We start from the raw sequence: 21,948 nt of genomic DNA, 5'->3' as shown, positions 1-21,948 counted from the left end.
CTGACCGAGTTTACGGACAAGGGTTACGCTTAGGCCATCAGAGCCTCTTGAGCCCAAGCCGAAGCGGAAATAAAATTGGTGCTGATTCGATCGATTTTCAATCCCTCAAACTCCAGAATTTCGGCATCCTGAGTCTGATTCTGCATCACACTCAGGATGTTCAGCACCTGCCCCATAGGACCCGTTCGCTGAGTCAAGGCTTCTTTAAGTTCCGGCGTCAAAGGCAGCGACATGGCCACCTCGTTCATCGGGATTTTGAAATAAGCGTCCAAATTGAACAGCAAGCCAACCAAGAAATAACTGTCTTTTTCATGTTCATGGCCAGACTGTAGCGCCATCAACTCACAGAACTTCGCATTCAAAAGTGAGGTGGTCAACAGCTCTTGCGGCACATCCTCCATATTGGACAACATCAACAGATTGACCCAAAACTTGAGACGCTTGAGCCCCATATACTTGAGTCCGTCAGATATCTTCTCGACCCTGACCGGAACATCATTTGCGGGATGGTTGATCGCCATCAACAACTTATGGCTCAACCCGACATCCTGAGACAGAATGTCGGTCAACTCGTCAAAATCGGAATGCGGGGCGTTTACCTTCGCCATCAACTGCAATAAATTGAGTTTGTTTCCTGAAAGCTTGTGTCCGTTGACAATGGTGGGATTGGTGAAAAAATAACCCAAAAAGTAGTCAAAACCAAACTGTTTGAGGTGATGGTACTGATCTTCATTCTGCACCATGTCGGCAATCACCTTGATGCCCTGTTTTTGCAGACGCTCTACCAGCTTCCGCAACTCTATCTCGGAATCGGAAAAACGATTGACTCGTATTTTGGCATACTCGGTAATCGTGGAAAGCTTTTCACTGGCGGTATCGGCTTTGCAATCGTCCAGTAAAAAATGATAACCCTTGAGTTTTAAAGCCTTGAGATTCTTGAGGGTTTCGGCATCATTCAGCACATCGGTCTCAAGCTCCAGAATCACCCTGTGATCGGATTCAAACTGGGGAATGCTCTCTGGCTTAAGCAGACTTTTAGGCAATTTCAAGATCGAAGGGTGGCTGCCGACAATCGCCTGGAAACCGATATCATTTTGAATTTTATCAATCAAAACTTCAGTGGCCGGCACCGAATGCCCATTTGGATTGAGCCCCTGATGAAACCAAAGCTCATAGGCGAACAAGCTCATGTCGCTGCTTAAAACCGGTTGCCGACCAATAAAAACCTCGGACCTACTCATACTTTTTTCACCTTGATTATCATGCGCTATGCCCTTGAACTGTACGATGTTTTGAAAACACATTCAAGAAAAACCATAACTTTATAAAGCCTATGTTTTAACGATTAAACAGCAGGCGCTGTCCCGGAGTGAATTCGGCAAACTCGCCTTGATGGTATTTCAACTCACCGGAAACAATGGTGCTCACCACACTTGATTTAAAAGTGTGTCCTTCCCAAGGTGACCATTGACACTTGTACAGGTTATGCGCCTTATCATCAGTGTGCGGCTTGTTCATATCCACCAGAACCAAATCCGCCCAATAACCCTCACGAATGTAACCGCGGTCTTCTATTTGATAGCGTATGGCCACATTGTGCGCGATTTTCTGCACTACCGTATGCAAATCAAACACACCATCATGCACCATGTCCAACAGTGCCGACAAAGACTGCTGAACCTGCGGTAGACCAGCTGGAGCGGTGAAATATTTATTGTGTTTTTCCGCCTCGGTATGCGGCGCATGATCGGTGGCGATGATGTCGATGCGGCCATCGCGTACGGCCTGACGAATCGCCTCTCGATCCGACACCGACTTGATGGCCGGATTACATTTGATAAAAGTCCCTTTCTGGGCATAGTCTTCGTCACTGAAACACAAGTGATGCACACAGGCCTCAGCGGTGATTTTTTTGCCTTCAACCGGGCCGGGGTCAAACAACGCCATCTCTTCAGCGGTGGTCAAGTGCAGAATATGCAAATCCGCACCGGTCTCTTTCGCCAACTGAACGGCAAAAGAAGAAGACTTGTAGCAGGCTTCACGACAACGGATATCCGGGTGCGCCTGCATCGGAACATCCTCACCGTACTGCTCACGGTACTTAGCCTCCTGAGCCTGAATCATCGGCGTGTCTTCACAGTGGGTGGTGATCAACGTCGGACTGTGAGTGAAAATGTCGCGCAATGCCTGCTCGCGATCTACCAACATGTTGCCGGTTGAAGCGCCCATAAAAATCTTCACCCCGCAGACCTTGCTCGGATCCACCTGTTTCAGCTCATCAAGGTTGTCATTGGTGGCACCAAAATAAAACGAATAGTTGGTCCATGACTTTTGCGCACCGATCTGATATTTGGCTTCCAAGTTTTCGATTGTGGTGGTCGTGGGTTTGACATTAGGCATATCCATAAAGGTGGTCGTGCCGCCTGCCAAAGCCGCTTTCGATTCGGTGGAAATGTCACCCTTGGAAGTCAAGCCCGGATCACGAAAATGCACCTGATCATCGATGAACCCCGGCAGCAGTGTCAATCCAGAAGCATCAATCACCTGATCGGCTGGCTGCGCAATGTGCTCGGCGATTTCGGCAATTCGGCCATTGCGGATCAAAACATCCCCCACCCAAGACTTGCCTTCATTCACAATCGTGGCCTGAGTAATAAGAATGCTGTTTAACGCTGCGTTCATGACAATTTTTCCTTTTTACTGGTGGACATCAAAACCGTTTATATCGTGCTGAACTTTACGTGTATTTTATCCTGAAAGGCCTGAAAATATGGCGCTTTTTCAAATCGCTTTGTTACCAGGTTATCCTGCCAGTAGAATAGACAGACTCTATAACTCAAAGACAAGACTGAAGATGAACCCCATCAAGTGGCTTTTAATCGGCATCGTACGCTTTTACCAACTGTTTATCAGCCCGTTACTTGGGCCAAGATGCCGGTTTTACCCATCCTGTTCAAACTATACGATCGAGGCCATCAAACAACACGGCGTGCTCTGCGGAAGCTGGCTGGCCATCAAACGCATCGGGCGCTGTCACCCCGCCAACCCAGGGGGGGTCGATCCAGTACCGGAATGTGGCTGCCATGCTAAACACCACCCGAGCGAACCTCCCAAAACATCCCCTGAAGAGGACGCATCCTCGCAGGACAAAGCCGGCCCAGAGAACCAGCGTGACTCAAAATGAGGTAACAAAATTCATGCAGCTGTCATGTTTTGTATGCAAAATAGGCTAAAATGAAAAATTCCATTATTTTTTTGAAAAAATCGGCAGATTGCTCAGAGAGCTTTGCACGAGTAAGACGCGAAGGAAAAATGAGAGAAAATTTGACTGATTGAGGCGGAAAACGCAGCTAATAGCTAGCTATTAGCAAGTTTTTCAACAAAAATCAGACGAATTTTAGCCATTTTTTACTCGTGTATCTATCTCGTGCAAAGCTCTCGCTCAGAAACAAATAAGATTAAAAGGCGCAACCATGCACATCGATGAGACGGCATCCTCTCTTGAAACCTACCCAAAATACATCAACCGCGAACGCAGCCTGCTAGAGTTCAACCGCCGCGTTCTGGCTCAGGCCAAAAACCCGGATATCCCGTTATTGGAAAGGCTCAAGTTCTTATGCATTTCCTGCACGAATATGGATGAATTTTTCGAGGTTCGCCTTGCCAGCCTGCATGAACTGGAAAACGATCCGGCGGCGCGCACCAATCCAGACGGCATGGTGCCGCAGGAGGCCGTGCACATGCTGAACGATGTGGCGCACGAAGTCGTCGAAGACCAATATCACACCCTCAACAACGTACTGATTCCCGAACTTGAAAAAGAGAACATCCGTTTTCTACGTCGTAATCATTGGACCGAACAGCACAAAGAGTGGATCCGAAACTATTTCATCGACTCCCTGCACCCGGTATTGAGCCCGATGGGACTCGACCCCTCCCACCCGTTTCCCAAGGTGCTCAATAAGAGTTTGAACTTCATCGTCTCTTTGGAAGGCAAGGATGCATTTGGGCGCTCCAACGGCTTGGCGATTGTCCAGGTTCCACGCTCATTGCCGCGCCTGATCAAACTGCCAAGCGAAGCCACCGACGGCGAAAACGATTTTGTATTCCTGTCCTCGGTACTGCACGCCAACGTGGCCACCCTGTTTCCGGGCATGACCGTAACCGGTTGTTACCAGTTCCGGGTGACCCGCAACACCAACCTATTCATTGACGAAGAGGAAGTGGAAGACATCATGCGCGCCCTCAAGGGGGAACTTTCCGGACGCCAGTATGGTGGGGCGATCCGCCTAGAGGTGGCCGACAACTGTCCGCGCCATATGGTGGACTACCTGCTCGATCAATTCCAGCTTGACGAAGAAGATCTCTACCAGGTTAACGGACCGGTCAACCTGCACCGGCTCAATGCGGTTCCGGATATGGTGGGCCGTCCCGATCTGCTGTTCACCCCTTACTCTCCAAAACAGCTGAACCAGCAAAAACCCAACAAGTCGTTCCGTCTGTTCCATCGCAAAAAGGAACCTGAAACCCTGTTTGAACGCATCCATCGCAAAGACCTGCTATTACACCATCCGTATGATGCTTTCACGCCGGTCATCGATTTCTTGAAACAGGCCGCTTCCGACCCGGACGTGCTGGCGATTCGCATGACTCTGTACCGCACTGGTGAGGACTCCGCAATTATCGACGCCTTGGAAAAAGCCGCCCGCAACGGCAAGGAAGTCACTGCGGTAATCGAGCTGCGAGCCCGTTTTGACGAAGACACCAACATCATTCAGGCAACCCGCCTGCAAGATGCCGGGGTGCATGTGGTGTATGGCGTGGTCGGATACAAAACCCACGCCAAGATGATTCTGATCGTGCGCCGGGAAGGCGACAAACTTCGCCACTACACACATTTGGGCACAGGCAATTACCATCACATCACCACCCGCTTCTATACCGATTTCGGCCTGTTCACCGCCAACCCTAAGATTGGTCGCGATGCCTCAAAGATCTTCCAACAGCTCACCAGCCTGGGGGAAAGTAAGGGACTTGAAGTCTTGCTCCAGTCACCCTTCACTTTGCAAACCGGCATGATCGAACGCATCCGCCGTGAAGCGGAACACGCCTCTCAAGGCAAATCCGCACGCATCATCGCCAAAATGAACGGCCTGCAGGAAAAAGGCATCATCGACGCCCTATACGAAGCGTCTCAGGCCGGTGTCAAAATCGACCTCATCGTGCGCGGCATGTGCAGTTTGCGACCAGGCCTGCCGGGATTGTCTGAGAATATTACCGTCACCAGCATTGTCGGTCGTTTTCTGGAGCACCACCGCATTTATTACTTTGAGAACAGTCCGGCACATCCCGAACTCTACTGCTCAAGCGCCGACTGGATGGGACGCAACCTCTTGTCTCGAGTGGAAACCTGTTTTCCGATTCTGGATCCAGACTGCTTCCAGCAAGTGTACACGGAAGGCCTGGCCATTTATCTGGAAGACAACTGCAATGCCTGGATTCTGCAAGCCGACGGCAGTTATGTGCAGCGCACCCCGGAAGGATCGGTGCCGTTCAGCGCTCAACAGGCGCTGATCGAAAAATACAGTCAATAACGGCAAGCGTAAGTATTTCCCCGCAAAGCCTGATTGAAAGCGCGTTTGAGGAGCCTTCACAAAATAGTTTTATCGCCCGTTAACCCAAAAAAGAGTACACTATGTGCTCTTTTCGGACGGGGAACTTCACGTCGGTTACAAAACCGCCGGACCTCCCACTGAACGAACCAACTTTAATGTGAAACCGTTTATTTCATGACTTGATCTTAAGCGGCTTATCAGAAGCTTGTAAGTATGAAAACAACAGAAACCGACCCGCAAAACGCCTCCCAAGACAGCGGTTTATTCGCCGCGATAGATCTGGGCTCCAACAGTTTCCATATGATTATCGCCCGTGAAACCCACGGACAAATGCAAGTCATCGACAAACACAAGGAAATGGTTCGCTTGCGTGCCGGTCTGCAAGCTGACGGCACGCTTAATGAAAAAGCCTTCAATAAAGCCATCGCCTGTCTGGAACGTTTTGGACAGCGCATCAACAACATCCCAGCTCAAAACGTGCGCGCCGTTGGCACCAACACCCTGCGCAACGCCCGTAACAGCCGAATTTTCCTGCAACAGGCCAGTAAAGCCTTAGGCCACAACATTCAAATCATTGCCGGACAAGAAGAGGCACGCCTCATCTACCTGGGGGTGGCGCACGGTTTGCCTAACAGCGACGAACAGCGTTTGGTCATGGACATCGGCGGCGGCAGTACGGAGTTCATCATTGGCAAAGGCTTCACCCACAATCATCTGACCAGTACCGAGATGGGCTGCGTGAGCATCACCCAAGGCTTTTTTGCCGATGATGAGATTTCGGCCAGCAAAATGAATCAAGCCATTTCCTCTTGCCGCCTGACTCTCCGACCGCATCAAGGCAAACTCAAAAAATTGGGGTGGGATACCGCCATCGGCGCCTCCGGCACCATCAAGTCGATTGGCCAAATTCTGGAAGTCAATCACTGGAGTGAAGGCGGCATCACCCTCAAGGGGCTCTATCAGCTGCGGGATGTTTTAATCGAAACCCAAAGTGCTGCGGCGCTATCACTGGAAGGCCTCAAGGATGAACGTCGCCCGGTACTGGCGGGCGGTTTGGCGGTTTTGATTGCCTCTTTTGAAGAGCTCAATATCCAGCAGATGCAAGTCTCTTCCAACGCTTTGCGCGAAGGTCTGGTGTTCGATACGCTGGGTCGGCTTTTTGCGGAAGATGCCCGTGAGCTGAGCGTGGCCGCCATGCAACAGTGGATGCACGTAGATACCCAGCAGGCAGAACATGTCGCCAAAACCGCCATGAACCTGTTCAAGCAGGCGCACAACATATGGCAACTGCGTAATACCGAATACAACTTCAAGAAACTGCTAAACTGGGCGGCCAAGCTGCATGAGTGCGGCATCGCTATCAGTTACAAACGTTACCGCCACCACAGTGCCTACTTGATCGCTCAGGCGGAAATGGCGGGGTTCGATCAGCAGGAAAAACAGATGCTCAGCACTATGCTACTGAACCATCGCGGCAAATTCATCATCGAAGCCTATGACGAAATCGATATCGAACCGCAAAAATTGCTGTATCTAACGGTTTTGTTGCGTCTGGCGGTGAGAATTCATCGCGGCCGCGACTTCGAGGTCATCAAGCCGATCTTGTTCATCGAAAACGACACCCAGTTGCATCTCGAATTTGATGAGCACTGGCTGGAACAACACCCATTGAGCCGCCTGGATTTGGAAATCGAGGCCAAACGACTGGATGCCGCCGGGTTCCAGCTGACGTTTGAATAGGCACTCACTCACAATCAAACGACTTGGCGTAAAAAGCCAAGCGCTGCCCGTGCCTAATACACATCCATCTGCAGGCGTTTGCTTTTACGCCAGGCCTGCCAGATTTGCAAAGCGCCTTCCCGGTCGCAAACGGAAAACTCCATAATCATGTCCAGCCAAGTCTCGGTCACGCCCTGAGCCAAACCTTGCTGGCTGCCGCAAATATACAAGTGCGCCCCCTGTTCCATCAAGGACCACAATAATTGCTTATTCGCCAGCATTCGATGCTGAACATAACATTTCTCAGGCTGATCACGTGAAAAGGCGGTAAACAACTCAATCTGTCCGGCCTGTTGCCAAGCCGTCAGCTCGTCTTCAAATAAAAATGAACAGGCCTGGTGGGTTTCGCCAAAAAACAATAGATTTCGACCACTGGCCCGCTGTGCGATGCGTTGCTGGATAAAGCCGATAAACGGCGCAATGCCGGTTCCGGCACCGATCATAATTATCGGCAAATCCGGGGTTTGCGGAAGTTTGAACGTCGGATTGGCCTTCAACTCACACTCAACCCGTTCGCCCGACTGCAATTGACTAATGGCATAACTGGCGACCCCGTAATGCATGCGGCGACCCACAGTCGTATTCACATACGCCACCAACTTGACCAGCAGATGCACCTCATTACCAACCGCAACCGGAGTCGAAGCAATCGAATAATAACGCGGTGCCAAAGGCGCCAGCAGCTTTAAAAACTCAAGCCCCAATTCACATAACTCGGGAAAAACCGCCAGCAAATCGACAATATCTCGTCCATAGGCATAGTCCATCATCGCCTGTCGGTCGGCCCAGTCGCCCAATTGATATTGGCGCTGAATCTTATTCAACAAAGCCGGGTTGAGTTGGGAAATCTCCAAATGCCGCAACAACGCCTCGTGCGCCGAAACCTTTCCTGCTCGCCTGAGTTCGAGTTCTTCCTCTCCGCTTAGGCCCAGCTTTGTGAGCACCGCTTGCACCCAGGCCTGCTGATTTTCAAATTGCAAAGTCAACCAGTCGCCAGGCTCATAGTCGAGCTGAATCGGTTCTAGGGGAGTGAGTGCCAGATGATAAATCGCTTTGTCGGCACATAAGGGAGTCAGATTAATGTTGTGTTTGACACGAAGTTGCACGGCTTGGTCCACTATATTTGGGTTAGGGAATCAGCCTTGCATTTTAGCACGCCAAACTACCAATAGCGCAGCGCAAATGTTTCAAGCCGCGCCAGAGACACGGCTCGCATATTCATATTACCGTTAGCGAATGTGTTCCATCAACACTGTCATCCAAGGCGCCGTCACCAGAATGGTAACTGCCGACATCAACCCGGCCACCAGGCCGATGCCCACTTGAGGCACAATGTTGTTCTGCTTGATTTCGATTTCTGACATTTGGCGTTCCATTGACGAAAACACATCCACCTGCTTTTTCAGCAGGCCGTTCAAGGTCTTGATTTGTTTGAACAATAGCTGCTGTTCTTTTTCAAGCAAATGACGCGACTTGCCAGACTGCTCCTCCAGCTGGTTCATTTGCTGAGACAACTGGCCAATCGAAGCATCCATTTGCGCCACCAAGTTTTTCAATGCCGTCTTGTCTTCATTCAACCACTCGAAATCCGGCGTCACCATATCCGACATGTCCATATCGTCATGCACCAAACCCTTGCCATTGGCATTGCTGCGATGGCGGCGCATAGCCTGCTCCAACAGCACACTTTTCGATCCCAAAGGTTCCACATTTCGTAAATCAATCGCCATTTTTCCCACCCTCGTGTGAACACCGGCCGCCTGCAAGACGAGGTGTCAATTTTTTGTCTATTTATTCGGTATAATCCTATCTATTGGTTACCTATGCAGAGAATGTGCCAATTCACTCATGTCTTTGCAAAAAACAGAGGAATTTAATTTATGAAATACATCGGAGCCCATGTTTCTGCAGCCGGCGGTGTTGAAAACGCGCCAATTAGAGCGCATGAAATTGGTGCCACGGCCTTTGCGCTGTTCACCAAAAACCAGCGTCAATGGGTCGCCAAGCCGCTCACTGAAAAAAGCATTGAACAATTCAAAGCCAACTGCGAACGTTACGGCTACACCTCCAAACAGATCCTGCCGCACGACAGCTATCTGATCAACCTCGGACATCCGGATGTCGATAAACGCCAAAAATCGCTGGATGCTTTTATTGACGAACTGCAACGCTGCCAGCAACTTGGCATCACCTTATTGAATTTTCATCCCGGCAGTCACCTGCGTGAGATTTCAGAGCAGCAATGCCTGGATTACATCGCGGAGTCCATCAACTTCGCCCTGGAGCAAACCCAAGGTGTGACTGCGGTGATTGAAAATACGGCAGGACAAGGCTCCAACCTGGGCTACCAACACGAACAGCTCGCCTACCTGATTGACAAGATTGAAGATAAAACCCGTATCGGCGTGTGCTTTGACACCTGCCATGCCTATGCGGCCGGTTACGATCTGAAAAACGATTATGACGGTGTGATGCAGGACTTTTCCGACGTGGTCGGATTCGAATACCTTAAAGGCATGCACCTTAACGACTCCAAAGCCAAACTCGGACAAAAGCTTGACCGCCACCACAGCTTGGGAGAAGGCGAAATCGGCTGGGAAGCGTTCAAAAAAATCATGCGAGATCCGCGTATCGATGAAATTCCCATGACCCTGGAAACCATCGACCCGCAAATCTGGCCGCAAGAAATCGCCCAACTTAAATCTTACTGCCAAGACTGAATTCAAGCCATGCCTCAGGCTTGAACCCCGTCACAGAAGATTTGATTCTTCATGGTCATGCAAACCCCGCAAAACCCATCCGGTAAAAAACTTGCGGGCGAGAATTTGCATGGAGTAAGATAATCACTCTTAAAACAAAGAACCCGTTCAATGAATAAAAATCAATTTATCGAATTTGTCATGCAAGCCGGCGTGCTTAAGCTTGGTGAATTCACCCTTAAATCGGGACGCAAAAGCCCCTATTTCTTCAATGCAGGCCTGTTCAATACCGGCGGACAACTTGCGACCTTGGCCCAAGGGTATGCCTCGGCCGTCGCCGGTTCGAACATCGATTTCGACGTACTTTTCGGCCCCGCTTATAAAGGCATTCCGCTGGCCGCCACCACCAGCGTGGCGCTGGCTCAGGAACACGGTATCGACAAACCTTACGCCTTCAACCGTAAAGAGGCCAAAGACCATGGTGAAGGCGGCAATATCGTCGGACACGCCCTGGAAGGTCAGGTATTGATCATCGACGACGTCATCACCGCAGGCACCGCCATTCGCGAAGCGATCGACATCATCACGTCCAATGGCGCCAAACCTGCCGGAGTGTTGATCGCCTTGGACCGCATGGAAAAAGGTCAGGGCGACTTGTCAGCCATTCAGGAAGTGGAAGTGGAATTCGGCATTCCAGTCATCAGCATCATCACCCTGAACGACATCATCGATTACCTTAAAACCCAACCCGACATGCAGAACTATCTGGATGCGATGGTGGAGTATCGTAAACAATATGGTATCGCCTAGTCAGATGAACGACATGAAAACAGAATCTCCCCCTCCTACATCACACCGATTGCGCGAACTGATTCTGTTGCGCCATGCAAAATCGGACTGGAAGGATGACAGCCTGGCGGATATCGATCGTCCGCTGGCTGAAAAAGGCAAAAAAAACGCCGCCAAAGTAGGAAAGTGGCTACAACAGGAAGGCATCATTCCTGACATGATTCTGACCTCACCGGCCAAACGCACCCAACAGACACTGAAACGCATCTGTTCGGAGTGCGGCTCCGATACGCAGACAGTGGAAGCGCTCTATCTCGCCGATCTGGAGACCTTGAAAAGCATCTTGGCCGAAGCCCCCAATGTCAGATGCCTGATGATCATCGGTCATAACCCTGGGCTTGAACGTCTCTTCAACTACCTCAATAGCTCCACCGAGGAATCACAAACCGACCTTTTTCCAACCGCAAGTCTCGCCCACTTCGTGCTTCCCGACGATTGGCAAAACCTGGCTTCCGGTGACGGCAAACTGATTCAGTTCATGCGCCCCAAAGACATCAAACTTCAAGACTGATCCTCAGTTGTCACTCTAAGAATTTTTTCTGATTGCCTAATACTGTATCGATACGATTTATTGATACTAAATAAGTTGTTAGGCAAAAACCCTTATGCAGTTGTTTTTAAAAATGTTATATTTCAATTAGAAAATTTTTTCTACTTCCAATAAGCTCTTAAGAAGCTTTTAATCAAGAGGATATTTACCATGAAAACAAAACTACTCCCTTTATTCGCCATCATTTCAATGGCTGCATTTGCACCGGCTCACGCTGAAGACATCCCAAGCGAAGGCACCACAGCTTATGCCATTGATTCTGACGGTGATGTGGTTCGTGACAATTTCGGTGGGTGTGTTCGTTCAATCGACTGGACCAAAGAAACCGCCATCGCAAAATGTGAAGGTTGGGAAGAACCAAAACCAGAACCGGCTCCGGCTCCAGTGGTTGCTCCGGCTCCTGCCCCAAAACCAGCGCCAGTCGTTGAAAAAGTACAAGAAGATGCACCTGCGGCTTTCCGTGGTTTCTTCGACACCAACAAAGCGGACTTGAAAGCAAATGCCAAGGAAGAGTTGGATGTCTATTCTGGTTACATGACACGTAATCCGGACAAAAACATCAAAGTTACCGGACATACCGATTCAACCGGCAGTGAAGCGTATAATCAGACACTGTCTGAAAAACGTGCAAATGCGGTTAAGACCTACCTTGAAGAAAGCGGTATCGACGGAAACCGCATCGAAGCGGCCGGCATGGGTGAGTCCAGCCCGGTTGCAAGCAACAAAACCAAAGACGGTCGTGCACAGAACCGTCGTGTTGAAATTGAAGTGGTTAAGTAAGGTTTAATCCTCTCTTTTTAACATCGTGGTTTGAAAAAAAGGCCGTTGAGCAATCCGCTCAACGGCCTTTTTTATCGCCCTTAAAAATAACGTGCCTCACTGTCAGAGCATCGCTTTGGCAATCAATGAAATCCCCACCAAGATGGTCACCACCTCAAAACTGCGTTTCACCAGGCGATTGCCTTTAACAATGGCAAAGTGCGCCCCTAAATAGCCCCCAATCAGGGAGCCCAAAATCAGTGCCGGCAGCCAATCCCACTGAATGGTGCCCAACATGCCTAAAGTGACGGCTCCGGAACCGTTCCAGAAAATACCGACTAGAATCAGGGTATAGCCCACCGCAGTCTTATAATCCAGTCCAAACCAACGCACCAGCCATAAGGTGACAAACAACCCGGTACCCGAGGTCAAAGAGCCGTTTAAGGCACCAATCATAAACAACACCAGACCGCCCCACAGCAGGCCTGCCCGATTTCTATTCTGTACATTTTCAATTTGACCTAATTCGGGCTTGAACCACGAATAAAGCCCCAACCCCAAGGTCAAGACACCGAGCAGAAACTGCGACAGACGATCGTCTACTTGCAGAATGAGGCTTGCACCCAACACCACACCGGGAAGCCCGGTCGCCAAAATGAAAACGGAGAAACGCCAGTCAAACGTGGAGGATTTCAGGTGTCTCATTGTGGCGCCCAAACCCAAAAATACGCTGGCCACCTTATGGGTGGCGAGCGCAGTGCCAAACGGCAGTCCCAGGAACAACAAAGCGGGCAGCTGCAGCAATCCGGCCCCGCCCCCCGCCAAGGCGGAAAACAGATTGGCTACCAAAGAGACGATAAAAAGCACAAGCTGGTCTAACAACATCTTAGAGTTTCCAAACATCGCGCAATGGCGATGCATTCAATAATACAAACAAAAAAGCCCCAGCACGGCGTCTGGGGCTTAAATGGTTTCAAAACGGGCTAGACCCGGTCAACACTAATCCTGCTTGTGCAAATGCACGTCCATTTGCGGATAAGGGATGGAAATACCCTCTTCATCAAACGTCAATTTGACCTTCTCATTCATATCCCACATGACCGCCCAGTAATCTGCGGAATTGACCCATGGGCGAACCACAAAATTGACACTGCTGTCACCCAGCTCCGACAATGCAATCACTGGAGCCGGATCCTTTAAAATGCGCTCGTCTTCGGCAACCAGTTTTTCCAGAATGGTCTTGGCTTTGCGGATGTCATCGTCATAACCGATGCCGAACACCATATCCACACGACGGGTATCACGAGCTGAGAAATTAGTGATAGGGCCCGAATAGATGGCGCCATTCGGCACAATCATCTCTTTATTGTCGCCAGTACGCATGGTGGTGCTGAAAATCTGCACCGCTTCAACAACCCCGGTCACCCCACCGGCATCAATGAAGTCACCGCTTTTGAAAGGTTTGAAGACCAAAATCATCACCCCGGCGGCAAAGTTCTGCATCGACCCTTGCAACGCCAGACCGATGGCCAAACCGGCGGCACCAATCAAGGCGACCAAAGAGGTGGTATCCACACCCAACTGATCCAACGAGGCGATGATGACAAACAGCAACAATACCGCATTGATGATCGAAGCGACAAAGTTGATGAGCATCTCATCCATCTTACCGGTACGACCCAACAGCTTTCTGACAATCTTAACAATGCCTTTGACCACCATACGACCCACTACAAAAATCAAAATCGCCAGAGCAATCTTGATTCCCCATGGAATCGCATAATCATTCATCATGAGTTCTATATCCATAATAACCTTCCTTCTGAGACTTGAATTGAATCACCGATCCAATTCGATATTTATTCCGCTGTTATCAGAGTACCGACACCTTCATCGGTAAACACTTCCAACATCACCGCATGCTCCACACGTCCGTCGATAATATGGGCTGAATGCACGCCATTCTGCACCGCATCCAACGCACACCGAATCTTAGGCAACATACCACCATAAATAGTACCATCACCAATTAATTCGTCCACTTTTTTTGCGGTCAAACCGGTCAGCAAATTGCCTTCTTTGTCGAGCAAGCCGGCGGTATTGGTCAATAACATCAGTTTCTCGGCGTTCAAGGCTTCGGCGACCTTTCCGGCCACCAGATCGGCGTTGATGTTGTAAGAATGACCGTCTTTGCCCACCCCTACCGGCGCAATCACCGGAATGAAATCGCCCTGAATCAGCATGTCCAGCACCTGGGTATTGATTTTCTCGACCTCACCCACGTGACCCAAATCGATGATTTCCGGGGCATTCAGTTCCGGCGCATTCAACTCCATGTGCATCTTCTTGGCACAAATCAGATTGCCGTCCTTACCGGTCAATCCCACCGAGTTCCCGCCATGACGGTGAATCAGATTGACGATCTCCTTGTTCACCTGTCCACCCAATACCATTTCGACAATGTCCATGGTTTCGGTGTCGGTCACACGCATGCCCTGAATGAACTCGGACTCTTTACCCACCCGTTTCAGCAGATCACCAATTTGAGGACCGCCGCCGTGCACCACCACCGGATTGATGCCCACCAGCTTCATCAAGACGATGTCGCGCGCAAAGCCCTCTTTGAGCTTTTCGTCGATCATCGCATTCCCGCCGTACTTGACCACAATGGTTTTACCGGAGAAACGTTGGATATACGGCAAGGCTTCGGCCAATACCGAAGCGATGTTTTGGGCTTGTTCTTTATTCAGGTTCATGGTGTTTTGCACTCTCATGGGCGTTATTCTTTCTGTAAGGGGAGACTGGCCAGGCCTGCTCAATCTCTGAAGTTGTTGAATTGCAACGGCAGTTCCAAGTCTTCCATGCCGCGCAACAATTGCATCACCTGCTGCAGATCGTCACGTTTTTTGCCGGTGACGCGGATGCTGTCACCCTGGTTGGCGGCCTGCACTTTGATTTTGGAATCTTTGATCGCCTTGATGATTTTCTTGGCCAAAGGCGCATCCAGCCCCTCTTTCATCTCAATCACCTGAACGGCGGTTTTGAGCTGAATGGTCGGGTCTTTGACATCCATGCATTTGACGTCAATGCCACGACGGTTGGCCTTCTGAACCAAAATGTCGTACATCTGATTCAACTGAAAATCCGATTCGGTCTTCAAAGTGACTGTGGTTCCCTTAAGTTCGAAACTGCTGTCCGTGCCTTTAAAGTCGTAGCGAGTGGTCACTTCCTTGTTCGCCTGATCCACCGCATTGGTCAATTCATGTTTATCCAATTCAGAAACAATATCAAATGAAGGCATCTTCTCTCCTCTATGGCCGAAATTCTCACCAGGCCTGTTGAAATCAAAGCGTTATTTTAACAAAAACAGCCGTTTAACACGGCTTTTTATCTATTCCGGCCCCGCACATGGCGGCACATTTGGCTTGCACCGCAAGCCCGACTATAATGGCCCGTTCTTTCACTGCCTTACAAGTCGTCATATCCATGCCTACAAAGACATTCCACCCGCCGCTCTCCGAAGTCGCCCAAGCCATTCAACCTTTCCGGGTAATGAAGATCCTGGGCGAAGCCAAGGCCCTGGAAGCCAGCGGCAGAAAGATCATTCATATGGAAATCGGCGAGCCGGACTTTCCGTCACTGGATTGCGCTCACCAAGCGGCCTTTGAAGCCATGCAACAAGGCCTGACCCACTACACCCCGACCTTGGGATTGCCGGCTTTGCGTCACAAGCTGGCTGAATTCTATCGTCGTTTTTACGATGCCCAAGTCGAAAGCGGACGTTTCATGATCACACCGGGTTCTTCCAGCGCCTTGCAACTGGTGCTCACCGCCATTCTCAATCCGGGTGACAAGGTACTGATGAGCGACCCGGCCTATCCGTGCAACCGCCAATTCGTCAAGTTACTGCATGCCGATTTGGTGAGCGTCGCGGTTGACCATCACAGCAACTACCAGCTCACTCTGGCCAAGCTAAAAGACCACTGGCAAGACGGCATCAAACTGGTGATGGTCGCCTCCCCCGCCAATCCAACCGGCACCGTGATCGAACAGCACGAACTGCTGGCAATAGCGCATTTTCTGGCCGAAAAAAACGCCTATCTGCTGGTCGACGAAATCTATCAGGGCTTGGTGTATGATCGTCCAGCGGAAAGCATTCTCGCCAACAAAACCCTGCCGGACAACGTCATTGTCATCAACTCCTTCTCAAAATTCTTCGGCATGACCGGTTGGCGATTGGGCTGGTGTGTCGCGCCCCTGCCTTTGATGCCGGTTTTGGATCGTCTGGGGCAGAACCTTTTCCTGGCCGCCCCCACACCGGCGCAATATGCGGCTTTACGGGTATTGGAAGACGATGCGCTTGAACAGCTGGAACAACGCCGACAGGTCTTTGAACGACGCCGCAATGTCTTGTTTCATGCCATGCAACAGGCTGGATTCAACCTTAAAGTATTACCGCAAGGCGCATTTTATCTCTATTGGGATGTGTCGGCCTGGACCGACGATTCCGAAACCTTTGCCGCCGATTTATTGCAACAGACCGGTGTTGCCTTAACGCCGGGGACCGACTTCGGCGAACACAAAGCGAGACAGCATCTGCGCCTGGCCTACACCACCGACGAGAAACAACTACAAATCGCCGTCGATAAAATAACCCAATACATCAAACACTTACCTGTAAAATCACCCGCCTGAAAACAAACAGGCCTGGTGGCAAATTAATTGCGGCCAGGCCTGCTCATTCTTAAAAAAACGTTTTTAAACTTGAATTCGATCTAAAACGGCAGCTCCAGATTCGGGTCGACTTGATGAAGCAGAACCTTGAACTCCGCCTGGATACGCTTCAGAGCCTCCGGCGTTTCACCTTCAAAACGCATCACCAAAACCGGCGTGGTATTGGAAGGCCGCACCAACCCCCAGCCGTCGGCGAAGTCGGCGCGAATGCCGTCCAGATCAAAAATGGTTGCATCCGCAAAATGTGCGATTTTCTTGAATTTCTCCATAAAAGCGTAATGCTCACCTTCGGCAAACTCCACATCCATCTCCGGCGTATTGTAGGCATCCGGTAACGCCGAAAACAGTTGATGCGCGGTTTGCGGCTGTCCGGCGACAATCTCCAACATTCTGGCCGCGCCGTAAATGCCGTCGTCAAATCCGTACCAGCGCTCTTTGAAAAAGATATGTCCTGAGACCTCGCCCGCCAAAGCCGCGCCGGTCTCTTTGAGTTTGGCTTTCATAAACGAGTGTCCGGTTTTCCACATGGTCGGTTTGCCGCCGTCCGCTTCAATTTCCTTGGCCAAAAGAGAGGTGCATTTGATGTCGAACAGAATCTCCGCGCCCGGCTGACGGCTCAGCACATCGCGTGCGTAAAGCATCATCTGGCGGTCGGCATAAATCACCATGCCTTGATCGTCAACCACACCGCAACGGTCGCCGTCGCCGTCAAACGCTAGACCAATGTCCGCACCGACCTCTTTGACCTTGTTTATCAAATCAACCAGGTTCTTGGGTTTAGCCGGATCGGGATGATGGTTCGGAAAGGTGCCGTCGACTTCGCAGAACAGTTCGGTCACCTCGCATCCCAAATCGTGGATGATTTGCGGAGCGTACTCACCCGCCACGCCGTTGCCGGCATCCACCACCACCTTCAACGGACGTTTCAATTGGATCTCTTTTACAATTGCATCATGATAGGCCTGTGAAATATCCAACTCCGAAAAACAGCCCGAACCGGTTTCAAAGTCATCGTTTTGAATGCGTTTCAGCAGCGTCTGAATCCAGTCGCCCGACAAGGTGGTGCCGTCGACCACCATCTTGATGCCGTTGTAGTTGGGCGGATTGTGTGAACCGGTAATGGCTGCACAGGAGTTCACGCCATCCAGCGTGGCCGCGGCAAAATACACCATCGGAGTCGTCACTTCACCCAGATAGATCACATCCACACCGGCGGCTTGCAGGCCTCTAGCCAGACACTCGATAAAACGCGGTCCCGACAAGCGCCCGTCACGGCCGATGACAATCTTGCTCTGACCAGACTGAATCACTTCCGAACCCAAAGCGCGCCCGATCCACTCAACCGTCTCTTCGGACAACGCCTCGTCCACTACGCCGCGGATGTCGTATGCTCTAAAAATGCTCTCAACTACCTGTGCCATCATGCGGCTCCCTGAATTCCAATGCGATTATTTTAATGCAGTTTTAAGACGCAGGGATGACACATTTACACCGGACATAAAAAAACCGGCATAAAAGCCGGTTTTGACAATAGCAAGAGCCTGTATTCAAGCTACTTGATTTTTTGTTGCCTTATCAAAAGGTTATTGTCACTGAAGAGCTAAGAACAAAAGGTAAAATTTTGGTCAATGTTATAGAGCCTTCACTGACACTTAACGTGAGTGTCGCCCCTTCAATGCTGTAACCGATTGGATTAGCCGAGCTAAAGCCTTTATTGCCATCGCCATTCTCAGTCACGGCAAAAGAGAAACCTCCTTCAGCTGTAATCTGATAGGTCCCCTTTTCATAAACGACTGAACCAGCATTATTGCCTTCCAATGAAAACACCATATAGGTATTATCTTTATTGAAAACAGCCAGCTTATTAGTGCCATCGTCAAAATTAAATTTCCAAACACCATTAATGGCATCCGGTTTTTTAGCCTGATCGGTCAATGAAACCACACGCTCAAATTCAGACTCACCACCTGAATCATTGGTGATTTGCAATTCGTTTAGATCATCTGAAACCTCTACAGGATAAGCCAGACCCGATTCTAAACTCGACGAAACATTGCCTATTTCCTTAGTAAAGGTGATCGTGTCGTCGATGCTATCAATTGCATAGCTTCCAACCTGTAGAACATCATCCTGCGTGAATTCTTGGTCACTCAGTAGGACATATTGATTATCAGCCGTCAATTTCAAGAACACCAAGCCGTTCTCATCACTGCTGGCTAACATCCAACTTCCTACAAAGCCGTTAACATTGGTTAAATGATCTTTAACCTCTGTACGGCTTTTCCAGTCATATTCCCCATCACCATCCAAATCTGCATCACCAAACTGGACCTTAAAGGAAGCCTCGTCATTTTTTTCAAAATCAATATCAGACACCTCTTTCAAGGCATCATGAGTAGATTCAGGAATCTGGATGCCATTTGACGGATCACCATCCTCATCCAGTGATTGCAATAACTGTGCGATATTTAATTGACCAGCTGACGTGGCTGACATATCAAACGGAGTCACTACAGCTTTAGCGGTAACAGGCGGAAATTCTACCCCACCAATAGAGAACGTAACGGTTTCACCCGCTTGATATTGATACTTGCCATCTTGGTTAGTCGAACCGTTTTGCGTAGCCGTTTTATAAGCCACACCTGCAACAGCACTATCAACAAACGTTCCTGTCAAAGGAGTGTCGGATGATGCTTGATCTGAAGCTCCTCCTCCACAGCCAGCCAACATAACGGCACTCATAAAAGATACGATCAATTTTGGATTTGCTTTCATCATCCCCTCCAGACTTACTTTTTCACTTTCTGCATATAGGAAAAAAACAATTTCTCAATAAAAACAATAGCATATTTCAAGAAATATTGCTTATTACTTTAATTAATTCACCAACCTTTAAAGTAAGCCATAAACGTCATATCGACCTTAAATTGAAAGACTACTTTGTTCCGGTATGCCCGAATCCGCTTTCACCCCGTTCGGTGGCGTCGCCAAATTCTTCAACCTGGGTGAACACCGGCTGAATCACCGGCACGATCACCATCTGCGCGATACGTTCGCCGACTTCAACTGTATATGGAGTATCACCGCGGTTCCAGCAAGAAACCATCAAGGGACCTTGATAATCGGAATCGATCAAACCGACCAAGTTGCCCAAGACGATGCCGTGTTTATGTCCCAGGCCGGAACGCGGCAACAACATGGCCGCCAAGCCCGGATCGTCCAAATGAATCGCCATGCCGGTTGGAATCAATACCGTCTGCCCCGGCTCGATGGTCATCGCCTCGTCGATACAGGCGCGCAAATCCAAACCGGCGGAACCTTTCGTGCCGTAATGCGGCATCTCGATTTCTTGGCCTAAACGCGGGTCTAAAATTTTGTATTGAACTTGCATGGTCATGTGATTTTCCTTTATCCATTTCGCCAAAATGCGGCGAGCATTTCTAAAACACGCCTATTCTACCTCAAAATATCGATTCGGCCGGAGCGGGTTTGACCTTATCCTCCCACTCCTTCACGTCCATAAACTCAATGGGGGATCGTTCATCACCGCACGCATGATGTCACTGCGCGTCACCATGCCTACCAAATGATCATGTTCGTTCACAATCGGCAAGCCATCCAGATGGTATTCCACCATGACCTTGGCGACTCGGCGCACATCGGATACCGGATCGGCGGTGATCACCTCACTGGACATGGCGTCCGCCACACTTTTACCTGTCAGATAACGCACCTCATCCTGATCGATGGTCATCAGCCTCAACAATCCCTGAACCGTCACCATGCCCACCAATTTATGCTGTGGATCCAGCACAGGCATCTGATTGAAACCGTGAGTCTGAAAATGTCGATGCGCCTCTTCAAGCAGCGTATCCAAACGGATGGTCACCACCGGATGACTCATGAGCTGATGGACATGGTAAATTGGCGCGCGCTGGTTCAGGTGCAACTGATCCCGATAGGCCTGAATCCCTTTCGCAGACTGCATCTCAAGCTGGTCTTCGGCTGAAGCGCCTTGTATCACCAAAGTTTCATCCTGAGCGACATTCTCATGAAACGCAGCCTGCTCGCCTTGATTTACCTGGCGAACCTTCTGCAGTTTTTCCAGATTGTCACGAAAACGCCGGCCTTGAATATTATAGATTGCAAACATACTCCCTCCATAAGGTGTTGTTTAACAAACCAATAGTACCGTTTTTTTTACTGCAAAATTATAAAAATTGAAAACCGGCAGGCCTGGTTAGAGGGCCGGTTAATCTTCGATTTGAATGCACCCTATGCTTAATGGGATAATGTATGTCATTCAGCCCAGTCACTCACACACCTAAATAAAGGCAGATCGGTTTGCTCATCATCTCCACCAACGTTTCCATTCCGGACAATGAAATCGAACTGACCGCCATCCGTTCGCAGGGGGCTGGCGGGCAGAACGTCAACAAAGTCGCCTCGGCGATCCATCTGCGTTTTGACATTGCCACTTCCTCATTGCCGGATTTTTACAAGCAACGTCTGCTCAACCTGAAGGACTCGCGCATCACCAAAGAGGGCGTGATTGTCATCAAAGCCCAGCAGTTCCGTACCCAGGACGCCAATCGAGAAGATGCCTTGCAACGTTTGCAAAGCCTGATCAAAAGCGTCTCGGTGGTGCATAAGGTAAGATACGCCACCAAGCCGACCCGCAACTCGCAAAAACGCCGTTTGGACAGCAAAACCAAACGCGGCCGGATCAAATCATTGCGCGGCAAGGTGCTCGACTAAACAGCACATACCGGTAAATTTCACCGTTTTAACTTAAACACTCTAGAATTCGCTTACATTATCGCCATATGACACCTCCGCCCCAAAGCTTGGGGTTTACCCTAAAAGACCCCTCTTTTATTCAGTGTTAAAATATGGCTTTAATTTTCCTTTAGTAAACATTCTACGAGTCTACTCAACCATGAAGTCAATGCGCCTAAAGAGT

21 protein-coding genes are annotated in these 21,948 nt (G+C 49.8%); 9 read left to right on the top strand and 12 right to left on the bottom strand.

Translation table 11 applies throughout. The features are described from left to right. Nucleotides 1-29 precede the first annotated feature (29 nt). A complete protein-coding gene (locus B076_RS0101840) occupies nt 30-1,241 on the bottom strand; it encodes an EAL and HDOD domain-containing protein (RefSeq protein ID WP_028485806.1) in 1,212 nt (403 codons plus the stop codon). A 97-nt stretch (nt 1,242-1,338) separates the two neighbouring features. Then, nucleotides 1,339-2,682: a dihydroorotase gene (locus B076_RS0101835; RefSeq protein ID WP_028485805.1), complete on the bottom strand. Its 1,344-nt coding sequence runs from the start codon at nt 2,680-2,682 to the stop codon at nt 1,339-1,341. Nucleotides 2,683-2,854: 172 nt separating this feature from the next. Here B076_RS0101835 and yidD point away from each other — a divergent pair, with 172 nt between their 5' ends. The 3 genes from yidD to ppx all read left to right on the top strand — a co-directional run bounded on the left by yidD (nt 2,855) and on the right by ppx (nt 7,355). After that, nucleotides 2,855-3,184 carry a membrane protein insertion efficiency factor YidD gene (gene yidD / locus B076_RS11790; protein ID WP_051347107.1) on the top strand — a complete coding sequence of 110 codons (330 nt, stop codon included), beginning with the start codon at nt 2,855-2,857 and terminating at the stop codon, nt 3,182-3,184. Nucleotides 3,185-3,473: 289 nt separating this feature from the next. Next, nucleotides 3,474-5,594: a polyphosphate kinase 1 gene (gene ppk1, locus B076_RS0101825; RefSeq protein ID WP_038150338.1), complete on the top strand. Its 2,121-nt coding sequence runs from the start codon at nt 3,474-3,476 to the stop codon at nt 5,592-5,594. A 234-nt stretch (nt 5,595-5,828) separates the two neighbouring features. Further along, nucleotides 5,829-7,355 (top strand): exopolyphosphatase, encoded by a 1,527-nt coding sequence (gene ppx / locus B076_RS0101820; RefSeq protein ID WP_028485803.1) that lies wholly within the window; start codon nt 5,829-5,831, stop codon nt 7,353-7,355. A gap of 53 nt (nt 7,356-7,408) precedes the next feature. Here ppx and B076_RS11785 read toward each other — a convergent pair whose 3' ends face one another. Both B076_RS11785 and B076_RS0101810 read right to left on the bottom strand, forming a co-directional pair. After that, entirely contained in the window at nt 7,409-8,500 is a 1,092-nt protein-coding gene (locus tag B076_RS11785) for a flavodoxin domain-containing protein (protein ID WP_157753490.1), read from the bottom strand. 123 nt (nt 8,501-8,623) lie between these two features. Continuing rightward, nucleotides 8,624-9,124: a hypothetical protein gene (locus B076_RS0101810; RefSeq protein WP_028485802.1), complete on the bottom strand. Its 501-nt coding sequence runs from the start codon at nt 9,122-9,124 to the stop codon at nt 8,624-8,626. A 150-nt stretch (nt 9,125-9,274) separates the two neighbouring features. On the opposite strand from B076_RS0101810, the gene nfo reads away from it, so the two are divergent. From nfo to B076_RS0101790, 4 genes are all read left to right on the top strand, one after another. Continuing rightward, nucleotides 9,275-10,114, top strand: a complete 840-nt coding sequence (nfo, locus tag B076_RS0101805; protein ID WP_028485801.1) for a deoxyribonuclease IV — start codon at nt 9,275-9,277, stop codon at nt 10,112-10,114. A gap of 150 nt (nt 10,115-10,264) precedes the next feature. After that, nucleotides 10,265-10,903: an orotate phosphoribosyltransferase gene (pyrE, locus tag B076_RS0101800; RefSeq protein ID WP_028485800.1), complete on the top strand. Its 639-nt coding sequence runs from the start codon at nt 10,265-10,267 to the stop codon at nt 10,901-10,903. A 13-nt stretch (nt 10,904-10,916) separates the two neighbouring features. Beyond that, on the top strand, nt 10,917-11,453 hold the full coding sequence (gene sixA / locus B076_RS0101795; protein WP_051347338.1) for a phosphohistidine phosphatase SixA: 537 nt from the start codon (nt 10,917-10,919) through the stop codon (nt 11,451-11,453). 189 nt (nt 11,454-11,642) lie between these two features. Continuing rightward, on the top strand, nt 11,643-12,272 hold the full coding sequence (locus B076_RS0101790) for an OmpA family protein (RefSeq protein WP_028485798.1): 630 nt from the start codon (nt 11,643-11,645) through the stop codon (nt 12,270-12,272). Nucleotides 12,273-12,374: 102 nt separating this feature from the next. Here B076_RS0101790 and B076_RS0101785 read toward each other — a convergent pair whose 3' ends face one another. The 4 genes from B076_RS0101785 to B076_RS0101770 all read right to left on the bottom strand — a co-directional run bounded on the left by B076_RS0101785 (nt 12,375) and on the right by B076_RS0101770 (nt 15,552). Next, nucleotides 12,375-13,136: a sulfite exporter TauE/SafE family protein gene (locus B076_RS0101785; protein WP_038150336.1), complete on the bottom strand. Its 762-nt coding sequence runs from the start codon at nt 13,134-13,136 to the stop codon at nt 12,375-12,377. A 114-nt stretch (nt 13,137-13,250) separates the two neighbouring features. Further along, a complete protein-coding gene (locus B076_RS0101780) occupies nt 13,251-14,060 on the bottom strand; it encodes a mechanosensitive ion channel family protein (protein WP_028485796.1) in 810 nt (269 codons plus the stop codon). A gap of 50 nt (nt 14,061-14,110) precedes the next feature. Beyond that, entirely contained in the window at nt 14,111-15,025 is a 915-nt protein-coding gene (gene argB, locus B076_RS0101775; RefSeq protein WP_028485795.1) for an acetylglutamate kinase, read from the bottom strand. A gap of 41 nt (nt 15,026-15,066) precedes the next feature. Further along, nucleotides 15,067-15,552, bottom strand: coding sequence for a YajQ family cyclic di-GMP-binding protein (locus tag B076_RS0101770; RefSeq protein WP_028485794.1), 486 nt, complete (start codon nt 15,550-15,552; stop codon nt 15,067-15,069). Between the two features lie 185 nt (nt 15,553-15,737). Here B076_RS0101770 and B076_RS0101765 point away from each other — a divergent pair, with 185 nt between their 5' ends. Continuing rightward, nucleotides 15,738-16,946, top strand: a complete 1,209-nt coding sequence (locus B076_RS0101765; RefSeq protein ID WP_028485793.1) for an aminotransferase class I/II-fold pyridoxal phosphate-dependent enzyme — start codon at nt 15,738-15,740, stop codon at nt 16,944-16,946. Nucleotides 16,947-17,026: 80 nt separating this feature from the next. On the opposite strand, the gene B076_RS0101760 is transcribed toward B076_RS0101765, so the two are convergent. The 4 genes from B076_RS0101760 to B076_RS0101745 form a co-directional block, all read right to left on the bottom strand. After that, entirely contained in the window at nt 17,027-18,409 is a 1,383-nt protein-coding gene (locus B076_RS0101760; protein WP_096777335.1) for a phosphomannomutase/phosphoglucomutase, read from the bottom strand. Nucleotides 18,410-18,560: 151 nt separating this feature from the next. Then, nucleotides 18,561-19,760, bottom strand: coding sequence for a hypothetical protein (locus tag B076_RS0101755; protein WP_157753489.1), 1,200 nt, complete (start codon nt 19,758-19,760; stop codon nt 18,561-18,563). Between the two features lie 160 nt (nt 19,761-19,920). Then, complete coding sequence (gene dut, locus B076_RS0101750) at nt 19,921-20,382, bottom strand: dUTP diphosphatase (RefSeq protein ID WP_028485790.1); 462 nt, start codon at nt 20,380-20,382, stop codon at nt 19,921-19,923. 114 nt (nt 20,383-20,496) lie between these two features. Beyond that, nucleotides 20,497-21,138, bottom strand: coding sequence for a CBS domain-containing protein (locus B076_RS0101745; protein WP_028485789.1), 642 nt, complete (start codon nt 21,136-21,138; stop codon nt 20,497-20,499). A gap of 191 nt (nt 21,139-21,329) precedes the next feature. On the opposite strand from B076_RS0101745, the gene arfB reads away from it, so the two are divergent. Then, nucleotides 21,330-21,743, top strand: coding sequence for an alternative ribosome rescue aminoacyl-tRNA hydrolase ArfB (gene arfB, locus B076_RS0101740; protein WP_028485788.1), 414 nt, complete (start codon nt 21,330-21,332; stop codon nt 21,741-21,743). Nucleotides 21,744-21,948: the final 205 nt, after the last annotated feature.

The organism is Thiomicrorhabdus chilensis DSM 12352 (assembly GCF_000483485.1).
Lineage (GTDB): Bacteria > Pseudomonadota > Gammaproteobacteria > Thiomicrospirales > Thiomicrospiraceae > Thiomicrorhabdus > Thiomicrorhabdus chilensis.
This window is presented reverse-complemented; position numbering and strand designations above follow the sequence as displayed.